Genomic DNA, 19,507 nt, shown 5'->3' with positions numbered 1-19,507 from the left:
TGGAGAAACAGTCATGAGCGACAGTTGCTGCGGCCCTGCCACGATCGCGATCGAGCAGCTCACGGCCCCTCGGCGGGCCACCTCGGCGTGGCGGGACGACCTGCCCGTGGTCGTGATCGGCGCGGGCCCCGTCGGCCTGGCCGCCGCCGCGCACCTGACCGAGCGCGGCATCGACTTCCTGGTGCTGGAGGCCGGCGATCAGGTCGCCGCGTCGATCGCGCAATGGGGGCACGTACGGGTGTTCAGCCCCTGGAAGTACGACATCGACGCCGCCGCCCGTCGCCTGCTGGAGGCCGACGGCTGGACCGCGCCCGACCCCGAACGGCTGCCGACCGGCGCCGAGATCGTCGCCGGCTACCTCGCCCCGCTGGCCGGGCTGCTCGGCGACCGGGTACGCACGAACGCACGAGTGACCGCCATCAGCCGCCTCGGCCACGACCGGGTACGCACGGCGGGCCGCGAGCAGGTCCCCTTCCTGATCCGCCTGGCCGACGGCGGCGAACTGCAGGCAGGCGCGATCATCGACGCCTCCGGCACCTGGACCACCCCGAACGTGCTGGGCGCCGCCGGCCTGCCCGCCCACGGCGAGAACGACGTGCCCGTCGACCAGGCCCTGCCCGACGTCCTCGGCGCCGACCGCGACCGCTACGAGGGCCGGCGCGTCCTGGTCGTCGGCGCGGGCCACTCGGCCGCCACCACGCTGCTCGCCCTGGCCCAGCTGGACGACACCCCGATCACCTGGGCCATCCGCGCGGGCGACGCCGGCCGCGCCTACGGCGGCGGCGACGCCGACGCCCTCCCGGCCCGCGGCGCGCTCGGGACCCGCCTGCGCGCCCACGTCGCCTCCGGGCGCATCGCGTTGCTGACCGGCTTCTTCACCCACCAGGTACGCGCCACCGGCGACGGCGTCGAAGTGACCAGCCGTGCCCCCTCCGGCGCCGAGCAGTCGATCACCGTGGACCGGATCGTCAGTGCGACCGGCTACCGCCCCGACCACTCCATCGCCACGGAACTACGCCTCGACCTGGACCCGGTGCTCGGCTCCACCCGTGCCCTGGCTCCGCTCATCGACCCCAACCAGCACTCCTGCGGCACCGTCCCGCCCCACGGCGTGGACGAGCTGGCCCACCCCGAGCCCGGCTACTACGCCATCGGCGTCAAGAGCTACGGCCGCGCCCCCACCTTCCTGCTCGCCACCGGGTACGAGCAGGCCCGCTCCGTCGTCGCGGCGCTGGCCGGCGACTGGCAGGCCGCCCGCGACGTGCGGCTCGACCTGCCCGAGACCGGGGTGTGCTCGTCCGGCCTGGCCGAGGACGAGGAGCGGCGGGCCGGCCTGGCCACGGGCGTCGGCGGCGGCCTTCTGTCGGCCCCGCTCCCGCTCGCGACCGTCAGTGCCGCCGTCAGTGCCCCGGCCGGCGCCGAGTCCGGCGGCGGCTGCTGCGGCTGAGAGGGACGCCGCGCCACGGCCGTGGCGTGTGCCATCTCCGCGTTCGCGCCGGTCGCCTGCCACCGCCTATGATTTAGACCGGCCTCGAATTAAGGAGTCACGCCATGGCCGCCCCCGCCACCGCCCAGTGCTGTGCGCCGATCGCCCGCGAGCCGCTCGGCGAGGCCGACGCCGCCGACCTGGCCATCCTGCTCAAGGCCGTCGCCGACCCGGTACGGCTGCGCCTGCTGTCGCTGATCGGCTCCCACCCCGGTGGCGAGGCGTGCGTGTGCGACCTGACCGGCGTCTTCGACCTGACCGCCCCCACCATCTCCCACCACCTGAAGGTGCTGCGCACCGCCGGCCTGATCGACGGCGAACGCCGCGGCACCTGGGTCTACTACCGGATCATCCCCGAGACGGTGAACAGGCTGGGCGCGCTGTTCACGCCGCTCGCCGCCCCCGCCAAGGCGCAGAACGGGCCGGTGGACGTGGAACTCCTCACCGTATGACCGGCACGGCTGCGTTCGGTCAAGCGTCCGGAGCCCTTACGGGACAATGTCTGACTTGCGCATCTGAGCAACTTTAATGCAGTCTGAAGCTGACGAAACGCCTGCTCAGTAAGGACGACACCATGGCCGACCTCGGTTGGGCGGAGATCCTGATCATCGCCCTCGTCTTCATGTTCCTGTTCGGCGCCAAGCGGCTGCCCGACACGGCCCGCGCCGTCGGCCGTTCGTTGCGGATCTTCAAGGCCGAGACCACCAGGACGGACGAGCCGGCCCCCTCGCTGGAGGAGCAGGCCCGGCGTCTGGAGGAGCAGGCGGCCAGGTTGCGGGCCGGCGCGCGGCAGGACGGCCGGTGACAGGTGCGACGCTCGGGAGCCGCCGCGCCGCGCGCCTAGACTTGGCACCTGCCCGAAAAAGGAGTGAAGGTGGCCGGCGCAAAGACCCCTGATCCGCCCGCCGAAGTGCTGGCCGAGGCCGCGGCCGCCTTCGCGCTGCTGGCCTCGCCGCCCAGGCTGCACATCGTGTGGGCGCTGGCGCAGGGCGAGTGCGACGTGTCCGGGCTGGCCGAGCGGGTGGGTGGCGCGCTGCCCGCGATCAGCCAGCACCTGGCCAAGCTGAAGCTGGCCGGCCTGGTCCGCTCCCGCCGAGAGGGCCGCAGGGTCGTCTACCTGATCGACGACGAGGACGTCGTGGCCACCGTGCGCGGGCTCGTCGGACGGCTCTCGCAACGGGCCGGCACCTCCGGAGGACGCGTCCATGGTCTGGGCGCCTGACGCGCCGACCACGCCCGGCTCCGGTCCGGCCCCGCTCAGCCAGCTCCAGACCCTGCGCCTGCTGGACACCGGGCCACGCGGCCTGACGGAGGAACAGGCCGAGGCCCGCCTGCTGGAGCACGGCGAGAACACGATCCCCGCCCAGCGTCCGGTGTCCTGGCCGCGCCGCCTGGCCCGCAGCCTGCGTGACCCGTTCACCATGACGCTGCTCGCGCTGGGCCTGGTCGCCGCCGCGATCACCTCCTGGGGCACGGCGGGCGTCATCGTCCTGCTGGTCCTGGCGAGTTGCCTGCTGCGCTCCAACGGGGAGTTCCGGGCCGACCGCTCGACCGCGGCCCTGCGCGAGCTCGTGGCCACCACGGCCACCGTGCGACGGCGCGCCCACGAGGGAGGCGAGCCGCGGGAGCGGGAGATCCCCGTCGACCAGCTCGTCCCCGGTGACGTGATCAAGCTGGGGCCCGGCGACCTGGTCCCCGCCGACGTGCGGCTGCTGCGGGCCGCCGGCCTGACCGTCCATCAGGCGCCGCTGACCGGAGAGTCGGCGCCCGTGCCCAAGCGGGCGCGCGACCTGCCCGAGGGCGACGACCACCTGTGCTGGCAGGGCAGCAGCGTGGCCTCCGGCAGCGCGCTCGCGGTGGTGACGGCCACCGGCGGCGGCACCCTGTTCGCCGGAGCCCACCACGCTCCGGCGCGCGGGCGTTCGGCCTTCGACCAGTCGGTGAACGGCATCTCCTGGATCCTGGTCCGGCTCATGCTGGTCGTCCCGCCCGTGGCGCTGGTGGCCGGCGCCGTCCTGCGCGACAGGGGACTGGAGGCGCTGCCGTTCGCGGTGGCGGTGGCGGTGGGACTCACGCCCGAGATGCTGCCGGTCGTGGTGACCACCGCGCTCGCCCGGGGAGCGGCGCTGCTGGCCCGCCAGGGCGTGATCGTCAAGCGGCTGCCCGCGCTGCACGACGTGGGGGCGATCGACGTCCTGTGCATGGACAAGACCGGCACCCTGACCCGCGACCGGCCCGTGCTCAGCGGGTCCGTCGGCCCTGACGGCAAGCCGGATCCCGAGGTGCTGCGCTGGGCGGCCGTCAACAGCTTCTGGACACTGCACCTGACCGATCCGCCGATCCCCGACCCGCTCGACGAGGCGATCCTGGAGTGCGCGCCCGACCTGGGCGACACCGAGGGGCTGGAGGCCACCCCCTTCGATCCCGCCCAGCGCCTGTCCCGCGCGGTGGTCCGCGACGGCGGCGCGGACGTCGTCGTGGTCAAGGGCGCCGTGGAGGCGGTGCTCGACCGGTGCGCGCTGGGGCCGGGCGAGCGGCTGCGGGCCGGCGAGGTCGCCCGAGCCCTGGCCGAGGCCGGTGCGCGGGTGCTCGCGGTCGCCGTGGCCGACCGTTCCTCCGGCGGTCCCGGCGCAGAAGGCGGGCTGACGCTCGCCGGCTTCCTCACCCTCGTCGACGAGCCGTCGCCGGACGCCGCCGCCGCGCTGGCGCTGCTGGCCCGCAGAGGCATCACCCTGAAGGTGCTGACCGGCGACCACCCGGCCACCGCCGCCCGTACGTGCCGGGAGCTGGGTCTCGACGTGGGGGCGGTGATCGAGGCGGCCGACCTCACCGCCGCGTCCGCCGAACGGGCCACGGTGATCGCCCGCTGCACCCCGGACGACAAGGCCCGCGTCGTCCGCGCGCTGCGCGAGGCCGGGCACACGGTCGGCTTCCTCGGCGACGGCGTCAACGACTCGCCCGCCATGCGCGCCGCCGACGTCGGCATCTGCCCGCGCACCGCCGTGGACGTCACCCGCGAGGCCGCCGACGTCGTGCTGGCCGGCAAAGACCTGTCGGCGATCGACCAGGCGATCGTCACCGGACGGCGCAGCACCGGCAACATCGTCACCTATCTGCGCATCGCGCTGTCGTCCAACCTCGGGAACGTGATCGCGATGCTGGCGGCCGGGCTGGCGCTGCCGTTCCTGCCGATGTTGCCGGTCCAGGTGCTCCTGCAGAACGTCTGCTTCGACGTCGCCCAGCTCGCCTTCGCCTTCGACCGGGCCGCGCCGGCCGTGCTGCGGGGGCCGTTCGGGCTGCGCCCGCGTGGCATCCTCGGGTTCATCGCCCGTTTCGGGGCGCTCAACGCCGTCGCGGACCTGGCCACCTTCACCGTCCTGACCCAGGTCGTCGGCGCGGGTGACGAACGCTCCTTCCACACGGGCTGGTTCATCGAGAACCTGCTCACCCAGGCCGTCATCATGCTGCTCCTGCGGCCCGTCGCCCCGGTCTCCCCGCCGTTGTGGCTGGCCACGGGCTCGCTCGCGGCGATCGGGTTACTGCTGCCGCTCTCGCCGCTGGCCGGTCCGGTCGGCCTGACCGCCCTGCCCGTCACGAGCTGTCTGTGGCTGGTGCTCGTGGCCGTTCTGTACGGCGGGGCGCTGGCCGTCCTCAACCGCCGCAGAAGGTTGTAGAGTTGCGCAATGTAGCAACTGTCATGGCCGTCGAACCGCTGGGGCGAACACATGCGCGCAGGGGAGCATCAACGAGTCGCCGCACTCGTCATGTGGGCGCTGGTGTGCATGCTCGACCTCTGCCTGTGGGCCTGGGTCGACTGAGCCGTGTTCCGTCAGGCGGGCTCGTCGCCTCCTTCGATCGCCACAGACGCCTGGTCAGTTCGCGTCGGCGCGGCCGTCGGTCGTGACCGCCTCGCGCGACAGCAGCAGCTGGTCGAGTTTGGCGTTCACCGCCGCCAGCTGCTGCCTCACCTCCGCCAGCTCGGCCTGGGTCCGCGCTTCGGCCGGGGACGGCTCGGCGTCGTTCATGGCGTTGACCACCACCGCGATGAACAGGTTCAGCGCCACGAAGGTGGACATCAGGATGTAGGCGATGAAGAAAACCCACGCCCACGGCTTGTGCTCCATGACCGCCTGGGCGACGTTGCCCCAGTCGTCGCCGGTCATGATCTGGAACAGGGTGAACAGCGAGCGGGGGAGCTCGTCGAACCGTTCGGGCATGATCTCGCCGAACAGCTTGGTCGCGATCACCCCGGCGATGTAGATCATCAGCACGAGCAGGCCGATGATGGAGGCCATCCCGGGCACCGCCGACAACAACGCGCTGACCACGCGGCGCATGCTGGGCACCGCCGAGACCAGGCGCAGCGCCCTCAGGATGCGCAGCGCGCGCAGCACCGAGGCCGGGCCGGAAGCCGGGACGAGCGCGATCGCCACGATGACCGTGTCGAACCAGTTCCACGGGTCGGCGAAGAACGCGCGGCGGTAGGCGAACAGCCGGGCGGCGATCTCCACCGTGAAGACGGCCAGCGCGATCCGGTCGACGGCGTGCAGGAAACCGCCCGCCCGGTCCATCAGGTAGGCGCTGGTCTCGCAGCCGATCGTGGCCGCGTTGAGCACGATGACGCCGATGACGGCCCGCTGGGTGAGCCGGTGTTCGAGCACGGCCCGCACGCGTTCTTGCCCGGACGACACTGGATCGCTCCTCACCGTGAAGATCACAAATCGCTGATCATGGTAGAGGCGACGAGAGGCTCCCCTTGCCACCGAACCTGACCGAGACGCGGATCACATCCGGCACCTACGCTCACCCATATGCGTTGACCTGGGAGAAGACGCCCCGGTCAGGACCGGCCTGTCCGGGGTCGGTAACGTCCGGACCAGGAAGCCGCAGCCGACGCGCTGCGGCGAAGAACCCGAAACGGGAAGGATCGGTGGTGGTGTCCGTGTCAGCGGACCCGAGCAGTAGCCCCAGCCTCAGGTACGGCCTTCGTCTGCGGGGTGCACAGCCGCGATGAGTGTCGCCCTCGGCCTGGTGGCCATCGTCCTGCTCACCCTCGCCACCGGCTACTTCGTCGCCCAGGAGTTCGCCTACGTCAGCGCCGACCGGCTCGCCCTGTCCCAGCAGGCCGCCGCCGGTGACAAGAAGGCTGCCAAGGCGGTCAAGGTGATGGAACGGCTGTCGTTCATGTTGTCCGGCGCACAGCTCGGCATCACCGTCACCGCGCTGATCGTGGGTTTCATCGCCAGGCCCGCGCTGGCCGAGCTGATCGCCCCCGCGCTGGAGGCGGCCGGGGTGCCGCAGGCGGCGATCGGCGGCATCGCGCTCGGCATCGGGTTCGCGCTGGCCACCGTGATCCAGATGGTGCTGGGCGAGCTCGCGCCCAAGAACCTGGCGCTGGCCCGTCCGGAGCCGCTGGCCCGCGCCCTGGCCGGCTCCACTCTGATCTACCTGGCCATCGCCGGACCTGTCGTCAAGCTGTTCGACACCGCCGCCAACAAACTGCTGCGCGCCGTCGGCATCGAGCCGGTCGAGGAACTGCACCACGGCGCCACCCTGGAGGAGCTGGGCCACATCATCGGCGAGTCCGAGGCCCACGGCCACCTGCCCGGCAGCCACGCCGACGTGCTCGAACGGGCCCTGGCCTTCTCCGACCACACCGCCGAGGAGGTGATGGTGCCGCGCGTGGAGGTGGTCGCCGTGACCGGCACGGCCACCGTGCCCGACCTGGACGAGATCGTCGCCGCCCACGGCCACACCCACTACCCGGTGCTCGGCGCCACCCTCGACGAGGTGATCGGCCTGGTCAGCCTGGGCGACCTGGCCGCCGTCCCGGTCGAGAAGGCCGCCACCACCCGCGTCGCCGACCTCGCCCGGGACGTGCTGATCGTGCCCTTCTCGATCAACCTGCCGGACCTGGTGGCCCAGATGCACACGCGCGGCGAGGAAGTGGCCTGCGTGGTGGACGAGCACGGCGGCCTGGCCGGACTGGTCACCTGGGAGGACGTCGCCGAGGAACTGGTCGGCGAGATCGCCGACGAGAACGACGCCGACACCCCCCGGGCAGTGCGCCAGGGCGACGGCTGGGAACTGGACGCCGCCCTGCGCATCGACGAGATCGCTCTGGAGACGGACCTGAACCTGCCCGACGAGGACGAGTACGACACCCTGGCCGGGCTCATCCTGCACCGGCTGGGCCGCTTCGCCGTCCCCGGCGACGTCATCACCGCCGACCTGCCCGCCACCCTCGACCTCCATGCCCCCACGCACGCCCGCATCGAGGTGCTGACGCTGGACCGGCACGTGCCCGACCGCGTCCGCCTGACCCCCTACCGCGACGAATCGCAGGAGCAGGCATGAACCTGTCCGTCGGGCTGCTGCTCACCCTGCTGCTGCTGATCGGCAACGGCTTCTTCGTCGCCGCCGAGTTCGCCCTGGTCGCCGCCAAGCGGCACCGTCTGGAGAAGGCCGCCGCGCAGGGGAGCAAGGCCGCCTCCGCCGCCCTGTCGGGGATCAAGGAGCTGTCGCTCATGCTGGCCGGCGCGCAGCTCGGCATCACGCTGTGCTCGCTCGGGCTCGGCGTGGTGTCCGAACCGCTGATCGCCGGCACCCTCGTCCCGCTCTTCGACGCCGTCGGCCTGCCCCAGGCCGCCGCGCACGCGGTGGCGTTCGTCATCGCGCTGGCGGTCGTGACGTTCCTGCACATGGTGCTCGGCGAGATGGCGCCCAAGTCCTGGGCCATCGCCCACCCCGAGCGCTCGGCCACTCTGCTCGCGCTGCCGTTCCGCGGCTTCACCCTGCTGGTCCGTCCGCTGATCAGCGCGCTGAACGCCGTCACCAACGGGCTGCTGCGGCTGTTCGGTGTCCGCCCGGACGAGGCGGGCACCAAGGCGCGCACCCCCGACCAGCTCCGGCACCTGGTGGAGGAGTCACGCCGGCTCGGCCTGATCGAGCCGGACGACCACGTCGTGCTCAGCCAGGCCCTGCAGGCGCCGCAGTCCGGCATCGCCGCGCTGATCACGCCGGCCGAGCAGATCATCGGCGTCCCCGCCACCGCCGCCGCCCAGGACGTCATCGACGCCTGCAACCGGTCCGGGCTCACCCGGCTGATCGTGTGGACCGACACCGGGCCGAGCGGGGTCGTGCACCTGCGCGACGCCTACCTGGCCCGCCGGCGCGGCACCGCCACCACCGCCGCCCAGCTCGCCTACCGCGTGCCGGACCTGCCTCAGGAGACCTCGGTCGCCGACGCGGTCGCCCGGCTGCGCGCCGCGCACAGCCAGATCGCCCTGATCCGCGACGACGCCGGCGCGGTCATCGGCCTCGTCACCCTGGACGACCTGCTCACCACCCTCCTGGTGCCCGCCTGACCACCGTTCGGCGCAGTTCGTTCGGTACGGTGACCCGGCCGGGCAGCGACTCGGCGTCGATGCCCTGCCAGTCCTCGTCGCCCTTGCTGGAGAAGACCGGGCAGGCGTCGCCGCAGCCCATCCCGATGACCGCGTCCGACGCTTGAACCCCATCGACGGACAGGACCTTGGGCCGGGCGGCCGATGAGCGGGCCGGCCACGCCCGCGAGAGCCTGGCCGGAGGCGACGCCGAACACGCTGCCTTGAACACGCGTGCCATCCCCGCCGCCTGCTCGGCGTCCGGTGGTTCGCGGGTCAGCGGCGGGCTGCGCTCGTGCTCCCAGCCGGCCGGGACGCCGATGTCGGCCATCGACCGGCCCGTGCCACCGGACGGCTGTGTCTGCGGAGTAGGCGCTCATATTCGGCATATCGGGAAATTCCTCTTTGTTGATAAATGCTCTCACCCCTTCTCGTGGGCCTTTCTTTGCCATTGCCTTACCTGTCGGTGTGTGCTCAAATTATGATTCGATTTACCCATTCCGGCCGGGATGCTAGGCGGCAGAATTGCGACATGGATCGACATGTCGCTTTCGGCGGCTGCAGGATCGACATTTCGCACAATCGACGGAGGAAGATCGCCATGTTCAAGAAACTGCTGCGTTTCCTTCCCGCCGGCCTCGCGGCCGGCTCGCTGCTGGCCACCGTGGCCCTGCCCGCTCCGGCGTCGGCGTCAGCCCCCCGGGCCGCAACGCGGCAAAATGTCGTCACCGTACTCGGCTACAACAGCACCGACTGGAAATATCTCCAGGTGCCGTCCGGGGCCAACGCCCCGCGTTTCTACGAGCCGGACTTCGACGACAGCGACTGGGCGAGCGGGCAAGAAGGATTCGGCACCACCAACGGCACCTGCGCCTGGAACAATTCCACCAACGTCAAGACGTCCTGGGCGGTGAACACCGACATCCTGGTACGCCACTGGGTGCACATCCCGCGCAACGCACGACTGGTCCGCATCCAGGGAACGATCGACAACGACGCGCGGGTCTACTTCAACGGCCGCCTCGTTCAGACCGTCAGGAGCGGCGGCTGCGCCGCGGGCGCCATCAACGTCGTCCTACCCGCCAGACACCTGGAGCGCTGCAACCTCCTGGCCATCCGTGGCCATGACTACGGCGCCGCCACCTATCTGAACGTCGAGGTCAGCTACGTGAGGCAGACCCCCTCCGCCTGAACGAGCACCGCCGCGAGCCCCCGACCCCCTCGACCTGCGAGAGGGCCGGGGGCTCTCTCCATGCAAACTCTCCCGCCAGGACGGGCCGCAGCGCGGAGGGGAGGGTCAGCTGGGGCCGAACCAGGTGGAGAGCGCTTCTCGCAGCGCAGGCGCGGCCGTCGCGGCGGGCTCGTCGAGGGAGGCGGCCCAGGAGACCTCGCGGAGGTCGGCGAGATTGCGCAGGACGGGCATGTCCAGCCTACTGCGACCGCGCGCTTCAGGCGGTCTTCGCCGGCATGGGCCCTCGCCGGCAACCCTGACATGCGAGCCCTGATCCGGGCCGGTCGCCGTCCATCCAGCGTTCACTGCCGATCAACGCGGGCGGCGGAGTCATGAGCCAGCAGTGCGGTGCCCTGGTCATGGGACGGTGCTGGAGCCGTGGCCGACGTGGAGCCTGCTGTTCGGTCTGAATCGCCTGTGGAGGAATCGCATACGAGGGATCATGTGTCGGGGCCGGCTTCTGTCGTGACGCGGGGGGCAGACCATGAACAGTTCCGACCGACAGCTGGACGAGGTGCGCCGACTACGGTCCGGTCTGCGGGCAGGCTTGGCGCGGTTGGCACGCGGCGCTCGCACCGCGACGCCTCCGGCGGTCGTGGCGTTGCTGTGTGCGGGCGCGTTCGCGGAGTTCGGCTCGGGACTGGGCGAGGCGGGTCTGGGAGTGTTGGCCAACGTCGGGGCCAACACACTCACCGATGTCATCAAGAACGCCTTGGAGCGGGTCCGCGGCCGACCCGAGACCTCCTTCGAGGACGAGTTGGCCGAGCAGTTGGAGGCCCGCCTGACGGCGGGGGACGCAGCGTTGAGCGCGGACATCGCCAAGCTCCTGGAGCAGGTCGACGCGGGCAGTCTGGTGCTGGAGGCGATGCGGGCCGAGAACCACGACGGCCTCGCCCACGCCCTGCAGCTGATGACCGAGCACTTCGGCGAATTGCGCTTCCTGCTCGGCTCGGTCCTGGACGGCTTCGACCGGCTGATCGGCGAGCAGGCCAGCCAGGGAGCGCTGTTACGCGCCGGCAGCCAGACGGCCCAGCAGCAGCTTGCCGAGCTGACGTTGATCCGCGACATGATCGCCCGGCTGCCGCAGTCCGATCGCGCGCCCAGCCGCAGGCCCGGTCGTCCGTCGCCGGGCCGCTCCGGCTGCCCGTATCGCGGGCTGGAGCCATTCCGGATCAGCGATGCCGACATCTTCTACGGTCGCGAGCAGCTGACCCACGACCTGCTCGCCGAAGTGGCCGCCCGGTCGGCCGGCGGTGGTGTTCTGGTGGTGTCCGGGGTGTCGGGGGCGGGCAAGTCCTCGCTGCTGCGCGCCGGGCTGCTGCCGGCGCTGACCCGGGGCGCGATCGACGGCTCGGCGCGCTGGCCGCAGCTTGTGCTCACCCCCGGCGGCGACGCGCTGACCGAGTTGGCCACGCATTTGGCCGCGCTGGGCGGGCGGGACGCGGCCGAGGTCCGCCGCCAGCTGGCCGACCGGCCGCACGACAGCGCGCTGACCGTACGGCAGGCAGTGCTGGCCGCAGCCCGGCACCGGCACGCCGACGGCCGCGCCCGGGCCCGGCTGGTGCTGGTCGTGGACCAATTCGAGGAACTGTTCACCCACGCCGACGACGACGGCGGTTCGGCCTTGGTGGAGAGGGAGCGCCGCGCGTTCATCACTGCTCTGCACGCGATGAGCTCCAGCGCCGGCCCCTCTGAACAGCCGCCGCCGGCCGTGGTGGTCGCGGCGGTCCGCGGCGACTTCACCGACCGGCTGGCCGCCTACCCGGAACTGGCCGCCGCGCTCGGCAACGGCCTGTTCGTCGTCGGCGCGATGAGCGAACCGGAGCTGCGCCGTGCCATCATCGGCCCCGCCCACGCCGCCGGCCTGGAGATCGAGCCCGGCCTGACCGAGACGATCCTGGCCGACCTGCGCCCGGCCGGCCATGGCCGCCGCTACGAGGCCGCCGCCTTGCCGCTGCTGTCCCAGGCGCTGCGCAACACCTACCACGAGAGCGACAAGCGCCACCTGACGCTGCGCGACTACGGCCGGTCCGGCAGCGTGACCGGCGCGGTCTCTCACAGCGCCGAGCACGTATACCGGCAACTCACCCCCGCTCAGCGGCAGATCGCACGCAAGGTGTTCACGCGATTGGTCGCACTGTCGGCCCCGGGCGGACCGGCACGCCGGACCGTCCCCCGCGCCCAGCTCGCCCACCTGGCCCCGGGGGATCCGGCGGCGGTCGACGACGTGCTGGTAGCCTTCGCCGCCCAGCGGCTCATCGCCCTCAGCAAGACCACCAGCCGGCCAGCGGCCGAGGACGAGACCGGGCCAGACATGCGGGAGGGGCACAGGGAACCGCAGGTGCGGGTCGAACCCGACTCCGCCGAGATCTCCCACGAGGTGGTCCTGACCGCCTGGCCTCGGCTGCGCGACTGGCTCGACCCCTACCTGGACGCCAAGATCCTCCTCGACCAGCTCGACAAAGACGCCGACGACTGGTCCACCCACCCCCCGGGCGCCGGCAAGCAAGCCCTGCTGTATCGCGGACCCCGCCTGAGCGCGCTGCTGCAACTCCAGCAACGCGCTCAGGAAGAACCGGACACCTTTCCCACCCCGCATGCCACGGGCCAGGCATTCCTGGCCGCCAGCACCGCCCAGGCCACCCGCGCCACCCGCCTCCGCAGGGCTGCACTGACCGCCCTGTCCACCCTGCTGATCCTGGCCATCGCCGCAGCCACCGTAGCGGTCCGCGCCCAGCGGACCGCCGACCTGCAGCGCGACGCCGCCGTGTCCCGCCACCTGGCCGAACGCAGCCAAAGCCTCGCCGCCGACCACACCCTCACCAGCGATCCCGCCCTTCCCGCGCTGCTCGCCGCCGCCGCCGGGACGATCAGCCCCACCACCCCCGAGGCCCAGGCCGGCATGCTCAACATTCTCCGTCACCCCTACCGCGGAAGCCTGGCCGTGCGGGCCGACGATGTGGCGTTCAGTCCTGACGGCCGCATCCTTGCCTCCGCGTGTTACGACGGCACTGTACGGCTGTGGGACACCGTCACCCGAGCCCCGATCGGCGACCCCATCAAAGCCCACACCGGAAGGGTGCAGTCGGTGGCCTTCAGCCCCGATGGCCGCATCCTGGCCTCCGCCGGCGTCGATGACGGCATCGTACGGCTGTGGGACACCGTCACCCGAGCCCCGATCGGCGACCCCGTCAAAGCCCACACCAGGGTGTGGTCGGTGTCCTTCAGCCCTGACGGCCGTACCCTGGCCTCCGCCGGCGTCGATGACGGCGTCGTACGGCTGTGGGACACCGCCACCCAAGCCGCGATCGGCGACCCCATCAAAATCCACACCAAGGCGTGGCCGGTGTCCTTCAGCCCTGACGGCCGTACCCTGGCCACCGCCTACGGGGACGGCATCGTACGGCTGTGGGACACCGTCACCCGAGCCCCGATCGGGGACCCCATCAAAGCCCACACCAAGTCCGTGTCGTCGATGGCGTTCAGCGCCGACGGCCGCACCCTGGCCACCGCCGACGGAGACAGCACCATACGGCTGTGGGACCCCACCACCCAAGCCCCGATCGGCTTCCCCATGAAAGATGCCACACTCTGGGTGTGGTCGGTGGCGTTCAGTCCTGATGGCCGCATCCTGGCCTATGCGGGCGCCGACGGCACCGTACAGCTGTGGGACACCACCACCCATGCTCCGATCGGTGCCCCGATCAAGGGGCACACCGGGATGGTGTCGTCGATGGCGTTCAGTCCCGACGGCCGCACCCTGGTCACCGCCGGCTACAGCGGCATATGGCTGTGGGACACCACCATCCGAGCCGCGGTCGGCGACCTCGAGAAAGCCCACATCGGGTCGGTGCGGTCGGTGGCGTTCAGCGCCGACGGCCGCACTCTGGCCACCGCCGGCGGAGACGGCACCGTACGGCTGTGGAACGCGACCACTCGGGCTCCGATCAGCGACCCCATCAAAACCCACACCAGGACGGGGCAGTCGGTGGCGGTCAGTCCTGACGGCCGCATCCTGGCCACCACAGGCGACGACAGCACCGTACGGCTGTGGGACACCGCAACCCGGGCCCCGATCGGCGACCTCGTCAAAGCCGACACCAAGGGGGGGACGTTGATGGCGTTCAGCCCTGACGGTCGCCTCCTGGCCATCGCAGGCGACGACAGCACCGTACGGCTGTGGGACACCGCCACCCGAGCTCCGATCGGAGGCCCCGTCAAAACCCACGCCAAGTCGGTGACGTTGATGGCGTTCAGCCCCGATGGCCGCATCCTGGCCACCACGGGCCACACCACCGTACAGCTGTGGGACACCGCCACCCGAGCCGCGATCGGCGATCCGATCAAAGCCCATATCGCGACGGTGCGGTCGCTGGCGTTCAGCCCTGATGGCCGCACCCTGGCCACCGCCGACGGAGATGGCATCGTACGGCTGTGGGACACCGCCACCCGAGCCGGGGTCGGCGATCCCATCAAAGCCCACACCGGGTCAGTGTGGTCGATGGCCTTCAGTCCTGACGGCCGCACGCTGGCCACCGCAGGCGACGACAACACTGCACGACTGTGGGACACCGCCACCCGAGTCTCGATCGGCGCCCCCATCAAAACCCACGCCAAGTCGGTGCAGTCGGTGGTGTTCAGTCCTGACGGCCGCACGCTGGCCACCGCAGGCGACGACAACACCGTACAGCTATGGGATGTGCGGTTTCCCGATGCTTCGCATCTCCTCGCGGCCGTATGCGGCGTTGCCGCTCGCTCACTCACCCGGGATCAATGGGCCACATACATACCCGAGCTGAGCTTCCGGCCCGTCTGCCATAAGTAGACACCTGATCCGGCCACACAGCGCCGCCCTGGATCGGCTTGGTGCCCGACCTCGGCGGCACGGCGGGGCGGGGCCATGCCGTCTACCCCCAGCCACGCAGCAAGGTGAACAGCGCCAGATGAAGACAGCCGTCAGCGTCGCTGTCCAGAGCCATGCGGGCCAGGCATCGCCGCCACCCTCATCCTGCAACTGGCCGGCCACGCAGGCCCGACGTGGACGCCCTGATCGCCGAATACCCGCCCGGCCTGCTGTCATGCGGTGGGCAGATCACCGTGCGCATGCCGCTCAACCACGCCAGCGGCCTCGCCTACTACGCCGCCGCATGGGAGAACAACCCCAATGGCTTCCGCCGCTTGGCCATCACCACCTACACGCCCCAGCAGTTCATCGACGGCGGCACCGTCCCGCCCCCACCTCTGCCCCCGGCGGCCAGTGGGCCTACTCCAATACCGGCTACATCGCCCTCGGCCTGCTCGTCGAGCAGCGCGCCTACGGGATCCGGTTGCAGCCTGGCGGCCATCTGGAGCCGGCCGACACCTCACTGATCGACGCAGCGGTGCGCGAACTGGCGGAGGAGACCGGAATCGACCCCGCGCAGGTCATGCCGGCGTCGCAGACCCCCGTCTACGTCGAGTACGCCCGCGTTCCGGCCCGACCGCAGAAGGGCGAGCCGGCGCACCATCACCTCGACATCGGGTACGCGTTCGTGACGCACGCGGACCTCGGGCCGATCCAGGAGTCAGAGGTGACGGACGCGGCCTGGTACCCGCTCGGCGAGGCCGAGCGCCTCGTCGGCCCGCGCATCGCGCGAGCCGTGCCGGCCCGCGACTAGAACCCGTCGGCCGCGGCGTCCCTCAGTCGAAGGACGGTCTGACGCCCTGCTGCCGGCTCCGCTTGAGCTCGAAGAAGTCCTCCGTCCCGGCGACCAGGACCAGGCCGTCCCAGAGCCTGCCGGCTGCTTCGCCGCGTGGCGCCTGCCTGATCACCGGGCCGAACAGGGCCATGCCGCCGACGCGGAGGACGGGAGTTCCGACGTCGAGCCCCACCTCGTTGAAGGCCTCATCGTGGGAGTCCCTGATGAGCTGATCCAACTCGTCGCTGTCGGCGGCTGCCGCCAACGCGGCGGGCAGGCCCACCTCTGCGAGGGCTTCGGTGATGACTGTGGGGTCATCGCGACGCTTCTGGTTGTGGAAGCGGGTGCCGATCGCGGTGTAGAGCGGGCCGAGAACGCCGCGGCCGGCGTGCTCGGCGGCGGCCGCGCAGACCCGTACCGGCCCCCAGGCCTTCTCCATCTGGTTCCGGTAGTCCTCGCTCATGCCCTCGCCCTTGCGCTGGACGAGGTTCAGGTGGGCCAGCGACATGACCCGCCAGTCGGCGTGCACCGGCCGCACCTTCTCGACCTCCAGCAGCCAGCGCGAGGTGACCCACGCCCAGGGGCACAGGGGATCGAACCAGAACGGGACCTCGACGAGCTCCGGCTCTTCCGTGGTCGTCATGATGCCTTCCTTCCTCTCGGACCGATCTCGCAGAGGGCGACGTGCGCCGGCAACGCGTCGAGTTCGTGGCTGGGCAGGCTGAGGATGAGGTGCTTGGCCATCGGGATGGTGCCAAGAAAGGTCGATGCGGGCCAGCGTTCGCCCTGGTTGTATATCACGCCGGCTTCGGTCACGGCGTGCTGAGCGCCGGCGAGTACTGCCGGCGGCTGTTCCCGACCACCGCCGATGGACGTCGTGCTGGACAAGATCCCGATCTGAGTGCCCGTGCGCCCAGGTTCCACCGCCGGTTGAGGCTTTCCCACCGCCCTTCCGGCGCTCCCGGGCGGAAGTCTCCGGGGCTGGTTCAACGACAGCCTTGACGTATGAGCGCTGCGGACCACGACGGTTCCCGCCGGCGGCCGTCCTCGGCCCTGCGCGGACCACACGACCGAGGTGAGGAGAGATCATGACCGATGCCCTGCCGGATCCGGTGACGTTCCCGATGCCCCGCGCGACCGACCGCCCGTTCGACCCGGCCCCGGAGCTGACCCGCCGCAGCGCGGAAGCGCCCGTCTCGCGCGTGCGCCTGTGGGACGGCACCACCCCCTGGCTGGTCACCCGCTACGACGACGTCCGCGCGGTGCTCGCCGATCCGCGCGCCGGCGTCGACGTGGCCGAGCCCGGCTTCCCGCACACCAACGCGGTGAGCAAGGCACGCGACGCGCGGATGAAGACGCTGATGCAGATGGACGCCCCCGAGCACACCGCACACCGGCGCCTGCTGACCGCCGACTTCATGATCAGGAAGATGGAGGCGCTGCGGCCCAGGATCCAGCGGATCGTGGACGACCTCATCGACGACCTGCTCGCCGGTCCCAACCCGGCCGACCTGGTGCGGGCGGTCGCGCTGCCGGTCCCGTCCCTGGTGATCTGTGAACTGCTCGGCGTGCCCTACGCGGACCGGGCCTTCTTCCAGCGGGCGGCGGCCGAGCTCGTCATGGACGAAGGCGACCCCGCGCGGGCCCTGGCCGCCGCCGAGGAGCTGAACGCCTACCTGGAGGCCCTGGTGGCGGCCAAGAGCGACGACCCGGGCGACGACGTCCTCAGCAGATTGGCCGTGGAGCAGTACCGGACGGGCGCGATGACCCTGACCGAGATCTCCACGATGGGCCAGCTCCTCCTGGTGGCCGGGCACGACACCACCGCCAACATGATCGCGCTCGGCACGGCCGCGCTGCTGGCGCACCCCGACCAGCTCGCGGCGGTGCGCGACGGCGATCCGGCGCTGGTGGCCAACGCCGTCGAGGAGCTCCTGCGCTACCTGTCCATCACCCACACCGAGGCCCGCCGCGTCGCCCGCGAGGACCTTCAGGTCGGCGGCACGACGATCCGCGCGGGCGAGGGCATCGTCGTCGTGAAGAGCACCGCCAACCGGGACCCGTCGGCCTTCCCGGACCCCGGCGTCCTCGACGTCCGCCGGGCGGTCCGCCATCACGTCGCCTTCGGGTTCGGCGCCCACCAGTGCCTGGGGCAGTCGCTGGCCCGGGTGGAGCTGCAGGTCGTCTACGGCACGCTCTTCCGGCGCGTCCCCACGCTGGCGGCGGCCGTGCCGCTGGAGGAGCTGGCGTTCAAACAGCAGGCCGTCTTCTACGGCGTCCGTGAACTGCCCGTCACCTGGTGATCGAGCGAAGGAGTCAAGCACATGAAGGTCACCGTGGATCAGGACGCCTGCACCGGCTCGGGGCAGTGTGTCCTCCTCTGTCCCGACGTGTTCGACCAGCGTGACGAGGACGGCATCGTCGTCCTGCTGCGGGACAGCCCGGAACCCGGGCTGCGCGAGCGCGTCGGCGAGGCCGCCCGGATCTGCCCGGCCCGTGCGATCACGCTGAGCGGGTCGTGAGCCGCCCCTCCCGGATCGTGGTCGTGGGCGCCTCGGCGGCGGGTCTGTCCGCCGCCGAGGCCCTGCGCCGCGACGGATTCACCGGCTCGCTGACCCTGGTCGGCGCGGAGCGGCGGGAGCCCTACGACCGGCCGCCGCTGTCCAAGCAGATCCTGCTCGGCAGGTGGGCGCCCGACCGCGTGACGCTGTGCCGCCACGAGTCCCGCGCCGCGCTGGGCGCCGACTGGCGGCTCGGCGTCGCCGCCACCGCCCTCGACACCGCCGCGCGCGAACTCGCGCTGTCCGACGGCGGCGTCCTGCCCTACGACGGGCTGGTGATCGCCACCGGCGTCGTCCCGCGCCGGCTGCGGTCGGGGCACGAACTCGGCGGCGTGCACGTGCTGCGCACCCTCGACGACGCCCTCGCCCTGCGGGAGGGGCTGCTCGCCGCCCGGTCGGTGGTCGTCGTCGGCGCGGGCTTCCTCGGTACGGAGGTCGCCGCCGCCGCCCGGCAGCTCGGCCTGGACGTCACCCTGGTCGATCCGCTCCCCGCGCCGTTGATCGACCGGCTCGGCGACCGGGTGGCGCGGCTGCTGGCCGGATTGCACACCAGGCACGGCGTCCACCTGCGTCCCGGCACCCTGGTCACCGGCCTGACCGGTCACGACGGCCAGGTGAACGGGGTCGATCTGGACGACGGCACGCACGTCCAGGCCGACCTGGTGCTCGTCGCCGTCGGCTCGGTCCCGGCGACCGGCTGGCTGACCGGCAGCGGCCTGGACGTGGAAGACGGCGTCAGGTGCGACCATCGGTGCCGGGCCGCGCCCGGCGTGGTCGCCGCCGGCGACGTCGCCTCCTGGCGGCACCCCGGCTTCGGCCGCCTGCGCGTCGAACACCGGCTGAACGCCACCGAACAGGGCACGGCCGCAGCCCGGACGCTCCTCGGCGGCCAGGCCCCCTTCGCACCCGTGCCCTACTTCTGGACCGACCAGTACGACGTGAAGATCCAGGTCCACGGCGTCACCGGCGGCGACGCCCGCTTCCAGGTCGTCGCCGGGGATCCCGCCACCGGCCGGTTCGCCGGCCTGTACGGCAGGGACGGCCGCGTCATCGGCGCCATGACCTGGAACCTGCCCCGGCAGGCCCGCGACCTCCGCCGACACGTCGCCGAGCGGACCCCGTGGCGCCAGGCCACCGAGTGAAGGGATTCGGGACGAGAATGACGA

18 protein-coding genes are annotated in these 19,507 nt (G+C 71.8%); 13 read left to right on the top strand and 5 right to left on the bottom strand.

What is annotated here, in order from left to right:
- Positions 1-13 precede the first annotated feature (13 nt).
- The 5 genes from AB0J46_RS23490 (at position 14) to mgtA (ending at position 5,160) form a co-directional block, all read left to right on the top strand.
- A complete protein-coding gene (locus AB0J46_RS23490; RefSeq protein WP_364335335.1) occupies positions 14-1,447 on the top strand; it encodes an FAD-dependent oxidoreductase in 1,434 nt (477 codons plus the stop codon).
- Positions 1,448-1,551: 104 nt separating this feature from the next.
- Entirely contained in the window at positions 1,552-1,938 is a 387-nt protein-coding gene (locus AB0J46_RS23485) for a metalloregulator ArsR/SmtB family transcription factor (RefSeq protein WP_364335333.1), read from the top strand.
- A 122-nt stretch (positions 1,939-2,060) separates the two neighbouring features.
- Positions 2,061-2,291, top strand: coding sequence for a twin-arginine translocase TatA/TatE family subunit (locus AB0J46_RS23480; RefSeq protein ID WP_364335331.1), 231 nt, complete (start codon positions 2,061-2,063; stop codon positions 2,289-2,291).
- Positions 2,292-2,360: 69 nt separating this feature from the next.
- Positions 2,361-2,708, top strand: coding sequence for a metalloregulator ArsR/SmtB family transcription factor (locus AB0J46_RS23475; RefSeq protein ID WP_364335329.1), 348 nt, complete (start codon positions 2,361-2,363; stop codon positions 2,706-2,708).
- Positions 2,692-5,160 carry a magnesium-translocating P-type ATPase gene (mgtA, locus tag AB0J46_RS23470; RefSeq protein WP_364335327.1) on the top strand — a complete coding sequence of 823 codons (2,469 nt, stop codon included), beginning with the start codon at positions 2,692-2,694 and terminating at the stop codon, positions 5,158-5,160. Before AB0J46_RS23475 ends, mgtA begins: the two co-directional genes overlap by 17 nt.
- A gap of 198 nt (positions 5,161-5,358) precedes the next feature.
- Here mgtA and AB0J46_RS23465 read toward each other — a convergent pair whose 3' ends face one another.
- Positions 5,359-6,177 (bottom strand): ion transporter, encoded by an 819-nt coding sequence (locus AB0J46_RS23465; RefSeq protein ID WP_364335325.1) that lies wholly within the window; start codon positions 6,175-6,177, stop codon positions 5,359-5,361.
- A gap of 319 nt (positions 6,178-6,496) precedes the next feature.
- Between AB0J46_RS23465 and AB0J46_RS23460 the strand changes: the two genes are divergently transcribed.
- Together AB0J46_RS23460 and AB0J46_RS23455 are read left to right on the top strand one after the other, a co-directional pair.
- Positions 6,497-7,843 (top strand): hemolysin family protein, encoded by a 1,347-nt coding sequence (locus AB0J46_RS23460; protein WP_364335323.1) that lies wholly within the window; start codon positions 6,497-6,499, stop codon positions 7,841-7,843.
- Entirely contained in the window at positions 7,840-8,853 is a 1,014-nt protein-coding gene (locus AB0J46_RS23455; protein WP_364335321.1) for a hemolysin family protein, read from the top strand. Before AB0J46_RS23460 ends, AB0J46_RS23455 begins: the two co-directional genes overlap by 4 nt.
- Here AB0J46_RS23455 and AB0J46_RS23450 read toward each other — a convergent pair.
- Positions 8,828-9,202: a hypothetical protein gene (locus AB0J46_RS23450; protein WP_364335319.1), complete on the bottom strand. Its 375-nt coding sequence runs from the start codon at positions 9,200-9,202 to the stop codon at positions 8,828-8,830. The genes AB0J46_RS23455 and AB0J46_RS23450 overlap by 26 nt on opposite strands.
- A 201-nt stretch (positions 9,203-9,403) precedes the next feature.
- Between AB0J46_RS23450 and AB0J46_RS23445 the strand changes: the two genes are divergently transcribed.
- Positions 9,404-10,063 carry a hypothetical protein gene (locus tag AB0J46_RS23445; protein WP_364335317.1) on the top strand — a complete coding sequence of 220 codons (660 nt, stop codon included), beginning with the start codon at positions 9,404-9,406 and terminating at the stop codon, positions 10,061-10,063.
- Between the two features lie 105 nt (positions 10,064-10,168).
- Here the strand turns inward: AB0J46_RS23445 and AB0J46_RS23440 are convergent, their stop codons facing one another.
- Positions 10,169-10,294, bottom strand: coding sequence for a hypothetical protein (locus AB0J46_RS23440; protein WP_364335315.1), 126 nt, complete (start codon positions 10,292-10,294; stop codon positions 10,169-10,171).
- A 364-nt stretch (positions 10,295-10,658) separates the two neighbouring features.
- On the opposite strand from AB0J46_RS23440, the gene AB0J46_RS23435 reads away from it, so the two are divergent.
- Together AB0J46_RS23435 and AB0J46_RS23430 are read left to right on the top strand one after the other, a co-directional pair.
- Positions 10,659-14,927 carry an AAA family ATPase gene (locus tag AB0J46_RS23435; protein WP_364335313.1) on the top strand — a complete coding sequence of 1,423 codons (4,269 nt, stop codon included), beginning with the start codon at positions 10,659-10,661 and terminating at the stop codon, positions 14,925-14,927.
- Between the two features lie 322 nt (positions 14,928-15,249).
- Entirely contained in the window at positions 15,250-15,759 is a 510-nt protein-coding gene (locus AB0J46_RS23430; RefSeq protein WP_364335311.1) for an NUDIX domain-containing protein, read from the top strand.
- Positions 15,760-15,781: 22 nt separating this feature from the next.
- On the opposite strand, the gene AB0J46_RS23425 is transcribed toward AB0J46_RS23430, so the two are convergent.
- Positions 15,782-16,423: a DsbA family protein gene (locus AB0J46_RS23425; protein ID WP_364335309.1), complete on the bottom strand. Its 642-nt coding sequence runs from the start codon at positions 16,421-16,423 to the stop codon at positions 15,782-15,784.
- Positions 16,420-16,668 (bottom strand): hypothetical protein, encoded by a 249-nt coding sequence (locus AB0J46_RS23420; protein WP_364335307.1) that lies wholly within the window; start codon positions 16,666-16,668, stop codon positions 16,420-16,422. Before AB0J46_RS23420 ends, AB0J46_RS23425 begins: the two co-directional genes overlap by 4 nt.
- Before the next feature lie 200 nt (positions 16,669-16,868).
- Here AB0J46_RS23420 and AB0J46_RS23415 point away from each other — a divergent pair, with 200 nt between their 5' ends.
- Genes AB0J46_RS23415 through AB0J46_RS23405 form a run of 3 tightly spaced genes read left to right on the top strand, consistent with a single transcriptional unit; the run spans position 16,869 to position 19,483 of the window.
- Positions 16,869-18,083, top strand: a complete 1,215-nt coding sequence (locus AB0J46_RS23415; protein ID WP_364335305.1) for a cytochrome P450 — start codon at positions 16,869-16,871, stop codon at positions 18,081-18,083.
- Positions 18,084-18,104: 21 nt separating this feature from the next.
- On the top strand, positions 18,105-18,302 hold the full coding sequence (locus AB0J46_RS23410; protein ID WP_364335303.1) for a ferredoxin: 198 nt from the start codon (positions 18,105-18,107) through the stop codon (positions 18,300-18,302).
- Entirely contained in the window at positions 18,299-19,483 is a 1,185-nt protein-coding gene (locus AB0J46_RS23405) for an FAD-dependent oxidoreductase (protein ID WP_364335301.1), read from the top strand. Before AB0J46_RS23410 ends, AB0J46_RS23405 begins: the two co-directional genes overlap by 4 nt.
- Positions 19,484-19,507: the final 24 nt, after the last annotated feature.

Source organism: Nonomuraea sp. NPDC049758 (assembly GCF_040674635.1).
GTDB lineage: Bacteria > Actinomycetota > Actinomycetes > Streptosporangiales > Streptosporangiaceae > Nonomuraea.
The sequence above is the reverse complement of the archived record's forward strand: the minus strand, read 5'-3'. Positions and strand labels throughout refer to the sequence as shown.